The sequence below is a fragment of the Streptococcus bouchesdurhonensis genome (assembly GCF_948472335.1).
The window spans coordinates 146,011-162,392 of the sequence record NZ_CAOKTW010000009.1 but is presented as its reverse complement, the minus strand read 5'-3'; the positions used below and the strand labels follow the sequence as shown (position 1 = coordinate 162,392).

Below are 16,382 nucleotides of genomic sequence, written 5' to 3'. Positions count from 1 at the left end.
TCGATTATCTAAAAAAGAGTCGCATGATGTCATTCCAAGTCACAGCAATCATCAAGACAACCATGATGACCACTCCAGCCAAGGTGACATAGGTTTCAATTTCTTGTTTCAATGGTTTTCGGCGGATGGCTTCTAGGATATTGAGCACAATCTTACCACCATCCAGAGCTGGAATCGGAATAAGATTAAAAATCCCGATATTGATGGAAATCATTGCCAAGAAGTACAAGACATTCTCAATTCCATTTTTAGCGGCATCACTACTTGCCTTAAAGATAGCAACAGGTCCACCCAGCTTGTTCAAATCCGGTTGGAAAATCAAATTTTTCAGTTCTGAGAGAATTCGGAGGGCCGAGTCAGTAGCAGTTGTAAAACCACCTACAAACATGGATACAAAATCTGACTTAATCCCCGGTTGAACACCTAGAAGGTAACGGCCTTGACTTTCTTCGGGTGTAACAGTGACTTGTTTGTCACTCCCCTTTTCAGAAATAGTCACATCCAAAGTCGGGGCCGTCTTATCTTTGGTTTCTGTTTCCACAGCCTGAATCAAGCTTTCCCAGTTGTTAATCTCATGTGAGCCAATCTTGGTAATTTGTGCCGTTTCTGGCACTCCCACCTTGGCCAAAGCCCCTTGGGGCATGACATGGAACTGGTTAGTATCAACATCTCTGACGCCACCCTGCATGAAGATTAAAATCCAAAAAACAACGACACCTAAGATAAAGTTATTCATAGGTCCTGCAAAGTTGGTAATGAGTTTGCCCCAGATAGTTGCATTTTGATATTGAACATCCAAGGGAGCAATCCGAACCTCAGTACCATCTGCTTCCACAACCGTTGCATCGTGATCTACTGCAAATGTTTTTTCTTCTTCCAGAACCAAACCCTTGATAAAAAGCTTGTCTTCAAAGTCAAACTGGGTCACCTGCATAGGAAGAGCTGTTTGATCTAATTTTTTACCAGAAAGATTGATGCGCTTAACCTTACCATCATCAGCAAGAGTCAAACTGACAGGAGTTCCTGTCTTGATTTCAGTTGTATCATCACCCCAACCGGCCATGCGAACATAGCCACCCAGAGGCAAGATTCGAATGGTATAGGCCGTTCCATCCTTGCCAATGTGAGCAAAGATTTTGGGGCCCATTCCAATGGCAAATTCACGCACTAGAATCCCTGATTTCTTGGCAAAGTAGAAGTGTCCGAACTCGTGCACTACCACAATAATCCCGAAAACCAGAATAAAGGTTAAAATTCCGAGCATAGTATTTCCTCCGTCTTTTGATTAAAAGAGTCCAAACAAGTGCATGATTGGAAATACAAGCAACATACTATCAAAACGATCCAAAACACCACCATGTCCAGGGATAAATTTCCCAGAATCCTTGACACCAAAGTGACGCTTGATCGAACTTTCTAGTAAATCACCAAATTGTCCAGCAATGCTAAAGAAAATAGCAAAGACGGACATCTTGTAAATTCCATACGGAAGAGCAACTGTTCTGTCAAACATCATAAAGATGATGGTTACTAAAATCGCACCTAAAATACCACCCAAGGCACCCTCAAAGGTTTTATTTGGAGAAACTGTCGGAGCTAGTTTTCGTTTACCATAGTTCATCCCAACAAGATAGGCACCACTGTCTGTTGCCCAAACAATACACAAGGCTAATAGTGCCTTATCTAAACCTGCAATTCTAGCATCTAATAGAGCATTAAAACCAAAGCCCACATAAAAGCTCATAGCAAGAGGGAAAACAGCATCCTCAATCGTATAGGACTTGCTAAAAACAGTCGTTCCTAACATAATTGAAATCAAAACACTATAGGCAACTACATTCCCATCAACTGGTAAAAAAGTCAGGTAATTCTCCAAGGGAATGGTCAAAGCAAAGGTTGCAAAGAGGGTCAAGAGGCCCTCCATCGTCATGGTCTCTAGACCTCTCATCTTCAAAAGTTCATGCATGGCTAGCATGGCTATGATTCCAATTGCTATCTGAAGCAAGAGTCCCCCAATCATTAAAATTGGTAGGAAAATAGCCAGGGCAATCCCTGCAAACAAGGTTCTTTTCTGTAAATCCTGTGTCATATTTCCTCCTAAACTCCTCCAAATCGGCGATGACGACGATTGTAGGCAAGAATGGCTTCCTGCAAGGCCGCCTCGTCAAAATCAGGCCACAAGGTGTCCGTAAAATAGAGCTCACTGTAGGCTCCTTGCCATGGAAGGAAATTACTCAAACGCAATTCTCCACTAGTACGGATAATCAAGTCCGGATCTCGTAAGTCCTTAGGCAAATGCTGGGTAAAGAGATAGTTGCCAATCAATTCCTCTGTGATGTCACCTGGGTTGATTTTGGCATCTAAAACATCCTGGGAAATCAACTTAAGCGCCTGCGTAATCTCAGCACGTCCACCATAGTTAAGAGCAAAGTTAAGAATCAAACCTGTATTGTTCTTAGTCAATTCCTCAGCCTTGGTTAAAGCTTCAAAGGTTTGCTTAGGCAGTCGGTCCGTCTCCCCAATCATTTGAATCTTAACATTATTCGCATGCAGTTCAGGGACATAATTGTCATAAAACTCTACTGGCAAGTTCATGATAAACTTGACTTCCTGATCTGGACGGGTCCAGTTTTCTGTAGAAAAAGCATAAACCGTAATAACCTTAACACCCAGTTTATTGGCTGCCTTGGTCACAGTTTGCAATGCTTCCATACCCGCCTTGTGTCCAAAGACTCGCGGTTGCATACGTTTTTTAGCCCAACGGCCATTCCCATCCATGATGATGCCGATATGAGCAGGAACCTGTGTCGGAACCTCTACTTCCACAGCCTTATCTTTCTTAAAAAATCCAAACATGATCTTATTCCTATTCAAAAATCTATCGTTTCATTATACCATATTTCCCTATTTTCTTCTATCACTAAGCTATTTATACTCTTCGAAAATCAAATTCAAACCACGTCAGCTCTATCTGCAACCTCAAAACAGTGTTTTGAGCAACCTGCAGCTAGCTTCCTAGTTTGCTCTTTGATTTTCATTGAGTATTATTCTCAGGCACCAAGCCCATTTTTCAAAAAAATAAGCCGCCTGATTGGGCGACTCTATTTTTTATAGGGAGATTATTATGAAAAAGTTTTAGGAGTTTAAGTTAAGATCTTCTTAACTTATGAACTTAGTATACACTTCCTAGCTTAAAGTTTCCTTAAGTATTTTTAAAAATCAAATTTTTCCATTTCTCCTGCCAATTTTTCTTGGATAATCGTGTTTGATAGAGAACCATTCGGTCTTGATTCTCTAAAAAATGAGGAGTTGGACGAACTTGAAAATTCAAAATATCCTCCAAACCATAAGGTGCATAGAGTTCAAAATCAGATTCTTCATTCAAGCGCAGTCCAACAGCCGTACATCGTTCTGGATACTTACTCATAGCATCACAAGAGCTGCTATAGGGAGCAGTATGAGGGCTGTGCTGGTGCATATAGACCTGATTTTTCAATTCCCACTGATACTGAGGAAAATCCGCTCTCAACTTTTTCTCTAGGAACAAGGTTTCCTCATAAGAAATATCCGGATCAAAGAAAATCACATCTACATCTGTTTCAAGATCAAATGCTGGTCTGTCTGACAAGAGATTCCAGATAAAATTTCTGACAGAACCTGCTGCCAACCAAGAATCTTTCAGACCAAGGTTTCGGATGATAGTCAAAATAGCCATCATATCCGGATTTTCTCTGAAAGAGTCTAAAATTTCAGCCTTATTTTTCAATATATTCATACCCTAAATGTTCATATGCCTTAGCAGTCGCCACCCGTCCAGACCGTGTCCGCATGATAAAACCTTTTTGAATCAAGTAAGGCTCATACATATCTTCAACTGTCTCACGTTCTTCTGCTATGTTAACAGAAAGAGTTCCTAGACCAACAGGACCACCACCGTACATCTCAATCATGGTGCGAAGGATTTTCTGGTCCACATAGTCCAGACCTTCATGGTCAACATCCAGCATAGTCAAAGCCTTATCAGTAATAAGATCATCGATAACCCCATTCCCTATAATCTGGGCAAAATCGCGCACGCGTTTGAGGAGACGATTGGCAATACGAGGGGTTCCACGACTACGTAGGGCTAATTCAGATGCTGCCTCATGAGTGATTTCCATCTCAAAAATATCTGCCGTCCGCTCGACAATTTCCGTCAAGTCAGCATGGGCATAATACTCCATATGCCCCGTAATCCCAAAACGTGCCCGTAGTGGATTTGAGAGCATACCAGCCCGAGTCGTCGCACCAATCAAGGTAAAAGGTGGTAACTCCAAATGAACACTGCGACTGCCTTCACCAGCCCCAATCATGATATCAATGTAGAAGTCCTCCATAGCACTATAAAGCACCTCTTCCACCGACATGGGCAAGCGATGAATCTCATCAATAAAAAGGACATCACCAGGCTCTAAGTCATTCAAAATCGCTACCAGATCTCCGGCTTTTTCAATGACTGGACCCGAAGTCTGCTTGAGATTGACACCTAGTTCGTTGGCAATAACAAAAGCCATGGTCGTTTTCCCTAAACCTGGAGGCCCAAATAAGAGGACATGATCCAACGCTTCATCCCGCATTTTGGCAGCCTCGATAAAGATTTGGAGCTGGTCCTTGACCTTGTCCTGCCCAATATATTCACGTAAGTACTGAGGACGGAGCGTGCGTTCTACTAACTCCTCATCCCCCATTATCTCATTATCTAAAATTCTACTCATGGCTCTATTATATCAAAAAACAAAGCCACAAACAAAAAAGCCACTGGATTGGTGCCTCCCGAGTTTAACACTTATGTGGAATAATATTCTACGGCACTACTACACCACCTACGAAAGGAGGTGAGATAGCCCATGATGGAATTAGTACTCAAAACTATCATCGAACCAATTGTGGTCGGTGTCGTTCTTCGATTAGTCGATAAATGGCTAAACGAGGACAAATAGTGTCAAAAAAGACCCCAAGCTTATTTGGTCGTGAGCTTGGAGTCTTTTCTAGCCTATGATATAGAACTAATCCTTAATTCCTCTCCATTATCCTACAGTTCACAAATTTTGTCAAATGTTTATATTCTCGACTTTTCAAGCTTTAACCACTGTACAACAAAACGGTCAAGATTAAGAGAAAGTTAGGGATTCTATCAATTTCATAAAAATTTTGATTTCGTAAACGAAGAGACAAGCTTACATGTCACTCCTCATTTAATACGCCACTACTGGACAAGTAAAATCGTCATTACAATAGTTCCATTCCTTCAATTAACAGTCACCTACAATCAAATTAAGGTTGAATTCACTTAAATAGCAACAGACCTATTTCTTAGTCATATTCGCTAAAAAGATTCCCGCCAATTCCCCGACCAAAATCAGAAAAATATCGAAAAATGATTTTTAGAATAGTCCCCAAAAGCCTGAAATAGAGCCAAAAAACTCCACCTGATTGGGTGGAGTCAAGGGAGATTATTATGAAAAAGAAAAGTTTAGGATTTTATTAAATAAAGTTAGGAGGTCTTTATTTAATAACTATATGATACAAGACGAAACTTAAAACTAGCTTAACTTTTCTCAAATTCTACCATTTTTAAAAAAATTTCTATCAGCATCACCTCACCCTACAAAAAAGCCACCTGATTGGGTGACTTCATTAGGAGATTATGATGAAAAAAGTTTTAGGATTTCATTAAATAAAGTTAGGAGGTCTTTATTTAATGACTATATAATACTAGACCAGCCTTAAACTTTGCTTAAGAAAAAACAAGTTTTGTTATTTTTTACGATTCACCCAAGTCATACCTATACAATTATAGGTGGATAAGATTTCAAAGCCCATAGAACGATAGAATTCCAAGGTTCTTTCTGTCTGTTCTGTCACCAGCTGGACTTGATAGGCATCTTTGTAATCCTCTAAAGCCTCTTTCATCAAAGCACTGCCTATCCCTTGACGCTGATAGATAGGTAAAACGATTAAATCCTGAACCAGTATTGATGAGAATCCATCTCCAACCAAACGAATCAAGCCCACCACAGCATCGCCATCAAGCGCCACATAAATCACTAATGAATGAGATAAGGCCTGCTCCAGCATCTCTGGTTGATGGGTATAATTTGTCCAACCGACAGCCTGATAGAGATGCAAAACATCCTCTAGCTTGACAATTTCTTGCTTTTTAATAGTAATCATCTCAACACCTCTTAGAGTTCTCTCAAGCTCTTGTACTGCTGTCCATTTTTGTCAAAATTTTCAGGACGCAACCATGTTTCCAAACGAGCTTTGACTTTTGGCCAGTCCTTATCAATCATAGACAACCAATCCGTATCCCTCGTGCGCCCCTTATAAACCACTGCCTGACGGAAGGTTCCTTCATAAATAAAGCCCAAACGTTCCGCTGCTCGTCTTGATGGCAGGTTAAGAGCATCGCATTTCCACTCATAGCGACGATAGTTAAGCTCCTCAAAGACATAGCAAGCCAAGAGGTACTGGGCTTCTGTCCCTATCCGTGTCCCCCTGAGTTTTGGAGAAAAAGTGACAGCTCCCACTTCTATTACTCGGTTATTCTGGTCAATGCGCATGAGAGAAAAAGTTCCCAAAGCCTTACCAGTTGTCTTGTCTATGATTGCATAGTAAAAACGGTCCTTACGAGCCAACATCTGATTTAAAAGGGTAACCAGCTCCTCCATATCTGCTACGGGTCCCTGAAAGAGGTAGGTCCACATCTCCCGAGGAGTATCAGGACCATAAACAGCTAATAAATCCTCCGCATGCTTTTCCACTGAAAGAGCCTCTATCCCAGCATAACGCCCTTCTAAGAAATCAATAGAAGGCAGTTCACCTGGTGTATAACCTTCCATTGACTCACCAATCATCTGACCATATTCATTTACTGGCATAGTATTCTCCTTGTTTCAGTTTTCAAACTTTATAGTTGCCCATAGTATATCATACTTTCATAAGAAGATTCAAAAAATCCCCCAGATTCTACTCTGAAGGATTCCTATCTTATTTCACAACGATATTTACCAGCTTATTAGGTACACTAATCACTTTCACGATGTCCTTACCGTCAATTTCTGCTTTGACTTTTTCATCCGCTAGAGCAATTTCTTGCAATTCTTCGCGTGATAGGTCTTTAGCGACCATGAGTTTGGCACGAACTTTTCCTTTGATTTGGACAACGATTTCGATTTCGTCTTCAACCAATTTGCTTTCGTCCCATGTTGGCCAAGCCACGTAAGAGATTGACTCACCTGTTGCCGCAACTGTTTGCCAGAGTTCTTCTGCCAAGTGAGGTGAAAATGGGGCAATCAATTGGATAAAGCCTTTGGCGTAGTCCACATAGAGTTTGTCTTCCTTGTTAGCAGCGTTGACAAAGACCATAAGTTGAGCAATGGCTGTGTTGAATTTGAGGGACTCGATTTGCTCTGTGACAGCTTTAACGGTTTCGTTGTAAACCTTGTCGAGAGAGCCATTGTTTTCTGCAACAATTTCCTTGCTTGTCATCAAACGGTAAACACGGTCAAGGAATTTACGGCTTCCTTCCAGACCTTCTTCTGACCAAGCAATCGAAGCATCAAGTGGTCCCATAAACATTTCATAAACACGAAGGGTATCGGCACCGTATTGTTCCACCACATCGTCTGGGTTAACAACGTTCTTAAGCGATTTAGACATCTTAGCTGGTGCTTGCTCCAACTCTTCTCCTGTCTCCACATGGAAGAAAGAACCATCACGTTTTTCAACCTTGTCAGTCGCCACAAGCGCTCCACGATGGTCACGGTAGCTTGTTCCCAAAATCATTCCTTGGTTAAAGAGTTTTTGGAATGGTTCCTTAGTTGGAACAACACCGAGGTCATAGAGGAATTTGTGCCAGAAACGAGCATAGAGCAAGTGAAGAACAGCATGCTCTGCACCACCCACGTAGATATCTACTGGCAACCATTGTTTGAGAAGGTCCTCATCAGCCAATTTCTCAGTATTGTGTGGATCAATATAGCGGAGGTAATACCAGCTTGAACCTGCCCATTGTGGCATGGTGTTGGTTTCACGACGACCTTTGACACCATCTTCACGAATCACTTCAAGCCAGTCTGTCAAGTTAGCTAGTGGACTTTCCCCTGTACCTGAAGGGCGGATGTCCTTGGTTACAGGCAAGACAAGTGGCAATTCACTTTCAGGAACAGCTGTTGAAGTTCCATCTTCCCAATGAATGATAGGAATTGGCTCACCCCAGTAACGTTGACGGCTAAAGAGCCAGTCGCGGAGACGGTAAGTAACCTTCTCTTGTCCACAGCCTTTTTCTTCCAACCAAGCCACAATCTTGGCAATAGCATCTTCTTTGTTGAGTCCATCTAGGAAGTCTGAATTAACGTGAAGGCCATCTTCTGTGTAGGCAGCTTCTGCTACATTTCCACCTTCAAGTACTTCGACGATTGGAAGGTCAAATTGTTTGGCAAATTCCCAGTCACGTTGGTCGTGGGCTGGCACAGCCATGACCGCACCTGTTCCATAGCTAGCAAGAACATAGTCCGCAATCCAGATTGGAATTTCCTTGCCATTAACAGGGTTGATGGCATAAGCACCAGTCCAAACCCCTGTTTTTTCCTTGGCAAGATCTGTACGAGCCAAGTCAGACTTGAGGCTAGCTTGGTGTTTGTAGTCTGCTACTGCTTCTGCTTGCTCTGTGCTTGTGATGGCATCTACTAGTTCATGCTCAGGAGCCAAAACGGTGAAAGTCGCACCGAAAAGAGTATCAGGACGAGTGGTAAAGACTGTGAATTCCTTATCAGTTCCCTTAACCTTGAAGGTTACATTAGCACCAGTTGATTTACCAATCCAGTTGCGTTGCATGTCCTTGATGGACTCTGGCCAATCAAGTTCATCTAAGTCATTGAGCAAGCGCTCTGCATAGGCCGTGATTTTGAGCATCCATTGGCGCATTGGTTTGCGGACAACTGGATAACCCCCACGCTCAGATGTTCCATCAGGAAGGACCTCTTCGTTAGCAATGGCTGTTCCCAATTCTTCAACCCAGTTTACCGGTACTTCCGCTTCATAGGCCAAGCCTTTTTCGTAAAGCTTAGTGAAAATCCATTGCGTCCACTTGTAGTAGTTTGGATCTGTTGTGTTAACTTCACGATTCCAGTCGTAGGAAAATCCAAGCGCATTGATTTGGCGTTTGAAGTTGGCAATATTTTCCGCTGTAAATTCTGCTGGGTCATTCCCTGTATCCATAGCGTATTGCTCTGCAGGCAAACCAAAGGCATCCCATCCCATTGGGTGAAGGACATTGTAACCTTGCGCACGTTTGTAACGGCTGAGAATATCGGTTGCAGTATAACCTTCTGGGTGACCTACGTGTAGACCCGCTCCAGACGGATAAGGGAACATATCGAGAGCATAAAACTTCGGTTTTGATGTATCTGTTCCTGTCTTAAATGTATGATGTTCTGCCCAGTAGCCCTGCCACTTAGGCTCAATTTCTTTATGATTGTAAAAACTCATGGTCTCTCTCCAATTTTGTGATGTTACTATTATACCATTTTTGAGGGAATTTGAAATGTGTTAAAAGAAAAAACTGTATACTGTATTTCATTAATTTTGATGGCTCTGAATTGCTCTATCACCCACTTTTTTATCCTATATGCGGGAAATCAAGAGCAAAACAAGAAGCTTATCTCTTATAACACAAAACACTAATTTTAGACCGAAGATACGACTGGAATGCTAATTAATGTATTTATAATAAATAGCCGACAACCTATGTCGCTTTTTGATTTATGAAGAACGTCGAATTCAATACGAGGATCAATAAAAGACTACCATTTGGAAAACAGTAGTCCTTATTGTTTATTTTGAATTTACATAGGCGTCTACAGCGATGATAGCTTGAGCAACATCTGAAGGCGAAATCTTAAACGGCATCTGATGGATTGTCTCACCCTCCATAGTTGCTTGTTTACCAACTTTTATTAAATCATCATATCCAACTTGATCTAAATGCATTTCTTTTAGAGTTGTTGGCATACCAATTTTTTTGTAAAACTCAATATACTTATCAAGTTCTTCTTTAGGTCTATTTTCCAATAATAGTTGTACCAAAGTTCCATAAGCTACTTTTTCACCATGTGTTAAATGATGAATGTCACCTGTCAATGCAGTAAAACCATTATGAATTGCATGCGCCGCAGCTAATCCTCCACTTTCAAAACCTAGGCCACTCAATAAAGTATTAGCTTCAACAATATTTTCTAATGCTGGTGTCACCACTTTAGCTTCACAAGCTGCCATAGCCTGTAAACCATCTGCAAACAGCGTTTCTTCACATTTCTTCGCAATTGCAACTCCAGCCAACGTTTGCTGTTGTCCCAACATAGTTTTTCCATTTGCCTGCATAACCGCACGCGCCTCAACCCAAGTTGCTAAACCATCTGCAATACCAGATGCTAATAAACGCTTAGGGGCTTGTGAAATAACTTTTGTATCAACCAAAACTAAATCTGGATTTTTAGAATAAAATAGATAATGATCAAATGCACCTTCATCTGTATAAATAACAGATAAAGCAGATACAGGTGCGTCGGTCGATGCAATTGTTGGAGCAATAATAACAGGCTTTTCAATTAAATCTGCAATAGCTTTTGCGCTATCAATCGTCTTTCCCCCACCAAGACCGATAATACTATCACAATTTTCTTTCTCAGCCAAGGCAACAACTCGATTGATTTCATTGTCAGAAGCTTCACCATTAAATAGCGTCAGAACAATATGGAAACCATACCTATGTAGGTAATCTTCAAATCGTTTTCCAACAATATCATAAACCAACTGATCGCATAATAGAATAGGACGATTTCCCAAATCCAAAATTGATTTGGCATTTTCAAACAAGGCATTTTCCCCCTGAATATATCTAGAAGGACTAGCAAAAATTCTCATATGTATCTCCTCTCTATCTAAATGGAACGACTATTTTGAATAACAAACCAATCGTCAGAAAAATCATCAACCGCCTTTTGGATAGATGGCATGGCGAAAGCTGATTCAAAAACATCTGCTCCTGCTGTAACAGCATGCGCACCTGCAGCTAAAGAATTATTTACTTGTGCTACATTTTTAAAGGATGCAGCTAAAATCTTACTAGGAGAGTTCTGTCTATCAATAGCAAGAGCTAATTGACGAATGACAGAATTTGAATCAATGTTCAGATTTTCCATCCTATTATAATATGGAGCTAGGTAATCCGCTCCTGCTTCGATAGCTAAGAATCCCTGAATAACCGTATAAATAGCTGTTGCAGTGATATGGTAGCCCTCTTTTTTTAGCACCTTTATTGCACGTAATCCAGCTGGAGTAACAGGTACTTTGATAAATACATCATCTCCTGCTTGTCCTCGAATTTCATGAGCATCCTTTAAGATGCCTTCAAAATCTTGAGAAATCACCTGAACATGAATAGAGGGTGCAGAGCCAATCAATTCTCTTACATCTTTGATTCGTTCAAAAAAATTAATAGAACCCTCTCTTTTTGCAATAGTGGGATTTGAAGTTACCCCAGCTAGCGGTAAAATTTCAGACCATTTTTTAATCTCATCTAAATTTAATGTGTCAAGCATAAATTCCATAAAAAGAACCTCTTTATTTTACAATGTATGCTCAGTACGTCCTATAATATCATCTTGGGTTGCCTTAGAAAGAACATTGAAGAATGCAGAGTATCCTGCAACACGAACAATTAAATCTCTGTGTTTTTCAGGATGTTTCTGAGCGTCAATCAACGTCTCTCTGGAAACAACATTGTATTGAATATGGTACCCATGTAAACGATTAAAGAATGTTCGTAACAAAGCAATTAGTTTTAATTTATCTTCTTCTTTGGCTAACGTTTGAGGATTTACTTTCTGATTTAAGAGAACCCCACCTACGATTTCATCTGTTGGTAATTTTGAAACAGATTTTAAAACAGATGTAGGGCCGTGTTGATCCATATTATGTGATGGTGAACAACCCTCTGCTAACGGTGTACCCGCGTTGCGTCCATCTGGCGTTGCTAATGTTCCACGTCCCTGTCCTACGTTGGCTGAGATAGAAGATGTTCCTGAATAACGAATTCCTCCAATAGGACCTCTTCCATAACGTGTATTAGGATATTTAGCAATTTCATCAACATAAATGTCATAAGCAGCAGTAACCAATTTGTCGGCATAATCATCATCATTACCGTACTTAGGTGCATCATGAATCAACATTTCTTGAATGACCTTACCTTCTTCCCCGGCATAATCTGTTTCCAGTGCATGCCAAAGCTGACTTGGGCTTATACGTTCTTCCTCAAATACCAATTTTTTAATTGCAGCTAATGAATCCGACAAATTTGCAATTCCAACTTGCAAACCTGATATATAATCATATACTGCTCCACCTTCTTTAAGGTGTTTTCCACGACCAATACAATCATCAGTCAATGCTGAACATAGAATATCAGGAACTTCTCGTTCCAATGATAAATCAATAGAATTTTCAACAATAACACTCATTCGTGTCAAATATCTTAGTGTTTTATCCCAAGCATTTTCTAATTCAGAAAAGTTCTTCATATCCTTAAAATGACCAAAGCTTGGTGCAAACCGTTTACCCGAAGCCGGATCAATTCCATCATTCATCGTGATAAGTAGAACCTTAGGGAAGTTCATATAACTCATACCTGTGCAACGATAGCCCCATTTCCCTGGAACTGCCGTTTCAACACATCCAATGGCACTGTAATCATAAGCATCATCTTCCAATACTCCTTTTGCAATAAAAGAAGGAATAATAATCTCATCATTATTAAATGCAGGCATACCAAAACCAAGTTTCATCACTTCAATACACTCATTCATGAAACGAGCATCTAAACCTGCATGGTAACGTACAGTTAGATTAGGTTGCGGTAGATGGGTTTGTGCAACTGATTTTAATACCAAATAAGATAATGGGTTAACAGCATCCTTCTTATCTCGAGTCTGTCCACCAATGGTAACATTTTGATATAAAGGACTTCCTGCTGAAGAAAATGTATGTGCTTGACTGCGAACCTTATTAATTGTAATTGTCTTAATCCAAAGATTTGTCAGACGTTCAACAATGCTATCTTCTGTTTCTTTACCACTTTCTAAATCAGCCTTCATATATGGATACATATATTGATCAAAACGACCATATGAAAGAGAGTGGCCATTAGATTCAATTTGTAAAATACATTGAATAAACCAAACTGATTGAATAGCTTCTGCAAAAGTAGTTGCCGGTTCATATGGGACTCTAGAGCAAATATCTGCAATCTCAAGTAATTCTTTCTTACGTTTAGGATTTGCATTTTCGGCTAAATTTTTAGCAAGAGCAACAAAGCGATTTGCATATACTTTAATAGCATCGATTACGATAAATATAGAGTCGTAAAAATGATATTTATCAATACTTGCTGGATCTGTTAAATCTAGAGCTGCTTTCGCTTTACGAGCTCGCTCTTCAAAACCTCTTAAACCAAATTGCAACAGTTTCTGATAGTTAACTGCTAAGTGAGCATCTCCAGAATTCATCTTACCTTCCATACCGAAGAATCCTGTTTCCATATAAACAGACACTTCTTCAGGTAACAAGGCACCAGCTCTAGCACGTAAATTATTATTTTCCCAAAACGGAGCAATACTTCTAAGTTGTTCTTTTGTTTCTTCAGTAATATAGAAAACATCTCCATCACGCTTTTCAAAAAGATCCAACTCATTGAGAACAAATTCTAGCGTATATTCTGGAAAAATAGGAGCATCTTTATTGGAAGAAGCTTGATTTCCCGCAATCATAGATTCTTCTTCGATATAGATAGTCATATTTTCCAAAATTTCTTTCAGCATATAGGCGCGTTTTAGGACATTAGGTTGTTCCTTATATCGATCATAAGCGCGTGTTGCTAGAACCGCTCTCTCAGCATCAATATAAGGTTTTTTATTTAAAACATCTTCTCGATATTTGTTCATCCTTTCAGTAAGGCTACCAAAATATTCTGTCTTAATTGTCGTTCTTGCTACTTCTTTATTTACCATAATAAGCACCTTTCTTTCGAAAATATTTTTGTTTCTTTCGAAAATATTTTTGTTTCTTTCGAAAATATAATACCTGGTTTTTTAGAAAATTTCAAGCTTTTAACTAGAAAAACTTTAACTCTCTAATTTTTAGCACAAATGTGTGTGTTTAATGATAATACACAAATGTTTTTTTAGAATTATCATGCTTCATTCTGACAAGCTAAACGATCCTGTACTTTAAAGAATGGGAAATAAACTAATGTAGACATCGCTAATATCACCAGCTGAGTAATAACTCCTTGCCATCCACCAACCATAAATCCTGATATAATAGCTGGGGTGCTCCAAGGTAATGTAACTCCTGAAAATGGCTGCATGAAACCTGTTGCAATAGCTCCATATACTATAACAGCTGCAAGTACAGGAACAAGAATGAAAGGTACAAACATAACTGGATTCATGACAATCGGAAATCCAAATACAACTGGCTCATTTACGTTAAATATTGCTGGAAAAGCTGCTACTTTCCCTAACGCTTGGTACTGTTTAGATTTTGATGCAAAAAGCATCGCAACTACAAGTCCAAACGTAATCCCTGAACCAGATAGAATTAAAAATGAATCTAAAAATTGTTGAGTAACAATATGTGCACCATTTTCTAATGATAGATTCCCAGAGGCTAACATAGCTTTATTAGCATCAAGATTAGATAAAAGCAGAGCTGTCACTACTCCATTTACTACCGATTGTCCATGAACACCAAACCACCACAAAAATGATATAAAGAATGCAATTCCAATTGCACCATACAAAGATCCAGTTAAACCTTGCAATGGAACTTGAATAGCAGAATAAATCATTTCTATGAATGTTCCGCCATTAGTCAATGAGCTCGCTAAAATATATACAATCATAGAAAGTAAGAAAATTACAAATGCTGGAATCATTGCTTCAAACTGTTTCGCAATAGCTTGTGGAACTTGTTCTGGCATCTTAATAACAATTTTTCTCTTTATAAAGAAGGTATAAATACTTCCTACTACCAAACCTATAATGATAGCACCGATAATTCCTTGACCTCCAAACCAAACTTTACTAATAGCATCCCCAATTGCCTCACCTTGTTTAGGGATATAAGATGATCTTAGCAAAATAAAGAATGCAGATACAGATAGAACCCCAGCTGGCAAAGCCTCTACTCCGCTATTCTTAGCATAAGAATAGGCAATTGAAAAACAAGAAATTAGACCCATAATCGCAAAAGTTCCTGAATATACTTGCATAAACGGCTCTGTCCAATTTGCTCCAAATACACTAGCAATGCTCTTGTTTAATCCTTCAAATGGCAATTGTCCCATAATCAAGAATAAACTACCAACTACTGTCAATGGCAAAATTGCTAACATACCATCTTTTAGAGCTATAATACCACGCATATTCACAAACTTCATCATAGGTGCAATGATTTTTTGAACATCCATCTTTGCCATAATAAACCTCCTTTTCTTACCCACTAATCAAAGATAGGGCCAAATCTAATACTTTTTTCCCATCTAACATACCATAGTCCATCATCGGAATAACAGCTATCGGAACATCACACTTATCACAAATTTCTTTTGATTTATCTAATGTATAAGCAACTTGAGGCCCCAACAGTGCAACATCTAGATTTGGGGCATAATCCGCTAATTTAGACTGAGAAAATGCCTCTATTTCTGCCTCAACTCCACTAGATTGCGCTGCAATTTTCATATTATTTACAAGCATACCAGTAGAAAAGCCTGCTGCACAAAACAAACCAATCTTCACCATTATATTTTCCTCCTCTATGTTAATACTCTAGTATTATTTTTTGTGAAGTTCTTTTCTCAAACTAATAATTTCTTTGATTAAATTAATCTCCGTCATACTAGTCATGAGATGATCTTGTGAATGAACAAAGAGAGCTGTTATTTCTGTCTTTGTACCAGACGCTTCCTGTGCCAAGAATTTTGTTTGTAGATTATGGGCTTCTAATAAGGCTGCATCAGCTAACTGGATTTCTTCTTCACATCGTTCACATGTACCGTTTTTTATATAATCTAACGCTTTATAAATATGTTGTTTCGCATCGCCAGCATATAAAATTAAACCCATGATAATTTGATCTGGAACAATAATTTCCATAAATTCCTCCTCATTTCACTATGTAAAAAGCTTTTTCATTTGAAATTTTAAAATTTTCTTTTGTAACTATAGAATACAACTACATAATAAACTTGTCAATCTAAAGACAACAAATAAACTATT

15 protein-coding genes are annotated in these 16,382 nt (G+C 39.3%); 1 reads left to right on the top strand and 14 read right to left on the bottom strand.

Annotation, left to right across the window (positions count from 1 at the left end; all coding sequences use genetic code 11):
* Positions 1-4: 4 nt before the first annotated feature.
* The 5 genes from rseP to ruvB form a co-directional block, all read right to left on the bottom strand.
* Positions 5-1,264 carry an RIP metalloprotease RseP gene (gene rseP, locus QMQ21_RS14835; protein WP_261814709.1) on the bottom strand — a complete coding sequence of 420 codons (1,260 nt, stop codon included), beginning with the start codon at positions 1,262-1,264 and terminating at the stop codon, positions 5-7.
* 21 nt (positions 1,265-1,285) lie between these two features.
* Positions 1,286-2,089, bottom strand: a complete 804-nt coding sequence (locus QMQ21_RS14830; RefSeq protein WP_000189852.1) for a phosphatidate cytidylyltransferase — start codon at positions 2,087-2,089, stop codon at positions 1,286-1,288.
* Between the two features lie 8 nt (positions 2,090-2,097).
* On the bottom strand, positions 2,098-2,856 hold the full coding sequence (gene uppS / locus QMQ21_RS14825; protein ID WP_000466719.1) for an undecaprenyl pyrophosphate synthase: 759 nt from the start codon (positions 2,854-2,856) through the stop codon (positions 2,098-2,100).
* A 346-nt stretch (positions 2,857-3,202) separates the two neighbouring features.
* Positions 3,203-3,775 (bottom strand): nucleotidyltransferase family protein, encoded by a 573-nt coding sequence (locus tag QMQ21_RS14820; RefSeq protein WP_261012133.1) that lies wholly within the window; start codon positions 3,773-3,775, stop codon positions 3,203-3,205.
* Positions 3,756-4,754, bottom strand: a complete 999-nt coding sequence (ruvB, locus tag QMQ21_RS14815; protein WP_023946759.1) for a Holliday junction branch migration DNA helicase RuvB — start codon at positions 4,752-4,754, stop codon at positions 3,756-3,758. The genes QMQ21_RS14820 and ruvB overlap by 20 nt, the downstream gene beginning before the upstream one ends.
* Before the next feature lie 132 nt (positions 4,755-4,886).
* Here ruvB and QMQ21_RS14810 point away from each other — a divergent pair, with 132 nt between their 5' ends.
* A complete protein-coding gene (locus tag QMQ21_RS14810) occupies positions 4,887-4,979 on the top strand; it encodes a type I toxin-antitoxin system Fst family toxin (protein WP_070482418.1) in 93 nt (30 codons plus the stop codon).
* An 817-nt stretch (positions 4,980-5,796) separates the two neighbouring features.
* On the opposite strand, the gene QMQ21_RS14805 is transcribed toward QMQ21_RS14810, so the two are convergent.
* The 9 genes from QMQ21_RS14805 to QMQ21_RS14765 form a co-directional block, all read right to left on the bottom strand.
* On the bottom strand, positions 5,797-6,213 hold the full coding sequence (locus QMQ21_RS14805; protein WP_061589611.1) for a GNAT family N-acetyltransferase: 417 nt from the start codon (positions 6,211-6,213) through the stop codon (positions 5,797-5,799).
* Positions 6,214-6,224: 11 nt separating this feature from the next.
* Positions 6,225-6,920: a GNAT family N-acetyltransferase gene (locus tag QMQ21_RS14800; RefSeq protein ID WP_261034563.1), complete on the bottom strand. Its 696-nt coding sequence runs from the start codon at positions 6,918-6,920 to the stop codon at positions 6,225-6,227.
* A 109-nt stretch (positions 6,921-7,029) separates the two neighbouring features.
* Positions 7,030-9,531 carry a leucine--tRNA ligase gene (gene leuS / locus QMQ21_RS14795; RefSeq protein WP_261034562.1) on the bottom strand — a complete coding sequence of 834 codons (2,502 nt, stop codon included), beginning with the start codon at positions 9,529-9,531 and terminating at the stop codon, positions 7,030-7,032.
* 345 nt (positions 9,532-9,876) lie between these two features.
* A complete protein-coding gene (locus QMQ21_RS14790; RefSeq protein WP_001217826.1) occupies positions 9,877-10,965 on the bottom strand; it encodes a glycerol dehydrogenase in 1,089 nt (362 codons plus the stop codon).
* Positions 10,966-10,982: 17 nt separating this feature from the next.
* The gene (locus QMQ21_RS14785) at positions 10,983-11,651 is read right to left on the bottom strand and encodes a fructose-6-phosphate aldolase (protein ID WP_000395421.1); all 669 of its coding nucleotides are present in this window, start codon (positions 11,649-11,651) and stop codon (positions 10,983-10,985) included.
* 18 nt (positions 11,652-11,669) lie between these two features.
* Entirely contained in the window at positions 11,670-14,108 is a 2,439-nt protein-coding gene (locus tag QMQ21_RS14780; protein ID WP_000247406.1) for a glycyl radical protein, read from the bottom strand.
* A 182-nt stretch (positions 14,109-14,290) separates the two neighbouring features.
* On the bottom strand, positions 14,291-15,580 hold the full coding sequence (locus tag QMQ21_RS14775) for a PTS sugar transporter subunit IIC (RefSeq protein WP_001096818.1): 1,290 nt from the start codon (positions 15,578-15,580) through the stop codon (positions 14,291-14,293).
* Positions 15,581-15,596: 16 nt separating this feature from the next.
* Positions 15,597-15,905 carry a PTS sugar transporter subunit IIB gene (locus QMQ21_RS14770; protein WP_000238723.1) on the bottom strand — a complete coding sequence of 103 codons (309 nt, stop codon included), beginning with the start codon at positions 15,903-15,905 and terminating at the stop codon, positions 15,597-15,599.
* Between the two features lie 33 nt (positions 15,906-15,938).
* The gene (locus QMQ21_RS14765; RefSeq protein WP_000402908.1) at positions 15,939-16,259 is read right to left on the bottom strand and encodes a PTS lactose/cellobiose transporter subunit IIA; all 321 of its coding nucleotides are present in this window, start codon (positions 16,257-16,259) and stop codon (positions 15,939-15,941) included.
* Between the last annotated feature and the right edge of the window lie 123 nt (positions 16,260-16,382).

Bases quoted from the DNA above. Each gene is read 5' to 3' on its own strand.
- rseP (WP_261814709.1), bottom strand. From the start codon at position 1,264: ATGCTCGGAATTTTAACCTTTATTCTGGTTTTCGGGATTATTGTGGTA.
- QMQ21_RS14830 (WP_000189852.1), bottom strand. From the start codon at position 2,089: ATGACACAGGATTTACAGAAAAGAACCTTGTTTGCAGGGATTGCCCTG.
- uppS (WP_000466719.1), bottom strand. From the start codon at position 2,856: ATGTTTGGATTTTTTAAGAAAGATAAGGCTGTGGAAGTAGAGGTTCCG.
- QMQ21_RS14820 (WP_261012133.1), bottom strand. From the start codon at position 3,775: ATGAATATATTGAAAAATAAGGCTGAAATTTTAGACTCTTTCAGAGAA.
- ruvB (WP_023946759.1), bottom strand. From the start codon at position 4,754: ATGAGTAGAATTTTAGATAATGAGATAATGGGGGATGAGGAGTTAGTA.
- QMQ21_RS14810 (WP_070482418.1), top strand. From the start codon at position 4,887: ATGATGGAATTAGTACTCAAAACTATCATCGAACCAATTGTGGTCGGT.
- QMQ21_RS14805 (WP_061589611.1), bottom strand. From the start codon at position 6,213: ATGATTACTATTAAAAAGCAAGAAATTGTCAAGCTAGAGGATGTTTTG.
- QMQ21_RS14800 (WP_261034563.1), bottom strand. From the start codon at position 6,920: ATGCCAGTAAATGAATATGGTCAGATGATTGGTGAGTCAATGGAAGGT.
- leuS (WP_261034562.1), bottom strand. From the start codon at position 9,531: ATGAGTTTTTACAATCATAAAGAAATTGAGCCTAAGTGGCAGGGCTAC.
- QMQ21_RS14790 (WP_001217826.1), bottom strand. From the start codon at position 10,965: ATGAGAATTTTTGCTAGTCCTTCTAGATATATTCAGGGGGAAAATGCC.
- QMQ21_RS14785 (WP_000395421.1), bottom strand. From the start codon at position 11,651: ATGGAATTTATGCTTGACACATTAAATTTAGATGAGATTAAAAAATGG.
- QMQ21_RS14780 (WP_000247406.1), bottom strand. From the start codon at position 14,108: ATGGTAAATAAAGAAGTAGCAAGAACGACAATTAAGACAGAATATTTT.
- QMQ21_RS14775 (WP_001096818.1), bottom strand. From the start codon at position 15,580: ATGGCAAAGATGGATGTTCAAAAAATCATTGCACCTATGATGAAGTTT.
- QMQ21_RS14770 (WP_000238723.1), bottom strand. From the start codon at position 15,905: ATGGTGAAGATTGGTTTGTTTTGTGCAGCAGGCTTTTCTACTGGTATG.
- QMQ21_RS14765 (WP_000402908.1), bottom strand. From the start codon at position 16,259: ATGGAAATTATTGTTCCAGATCAAATTATCATGGGTTTAATTTTATAT.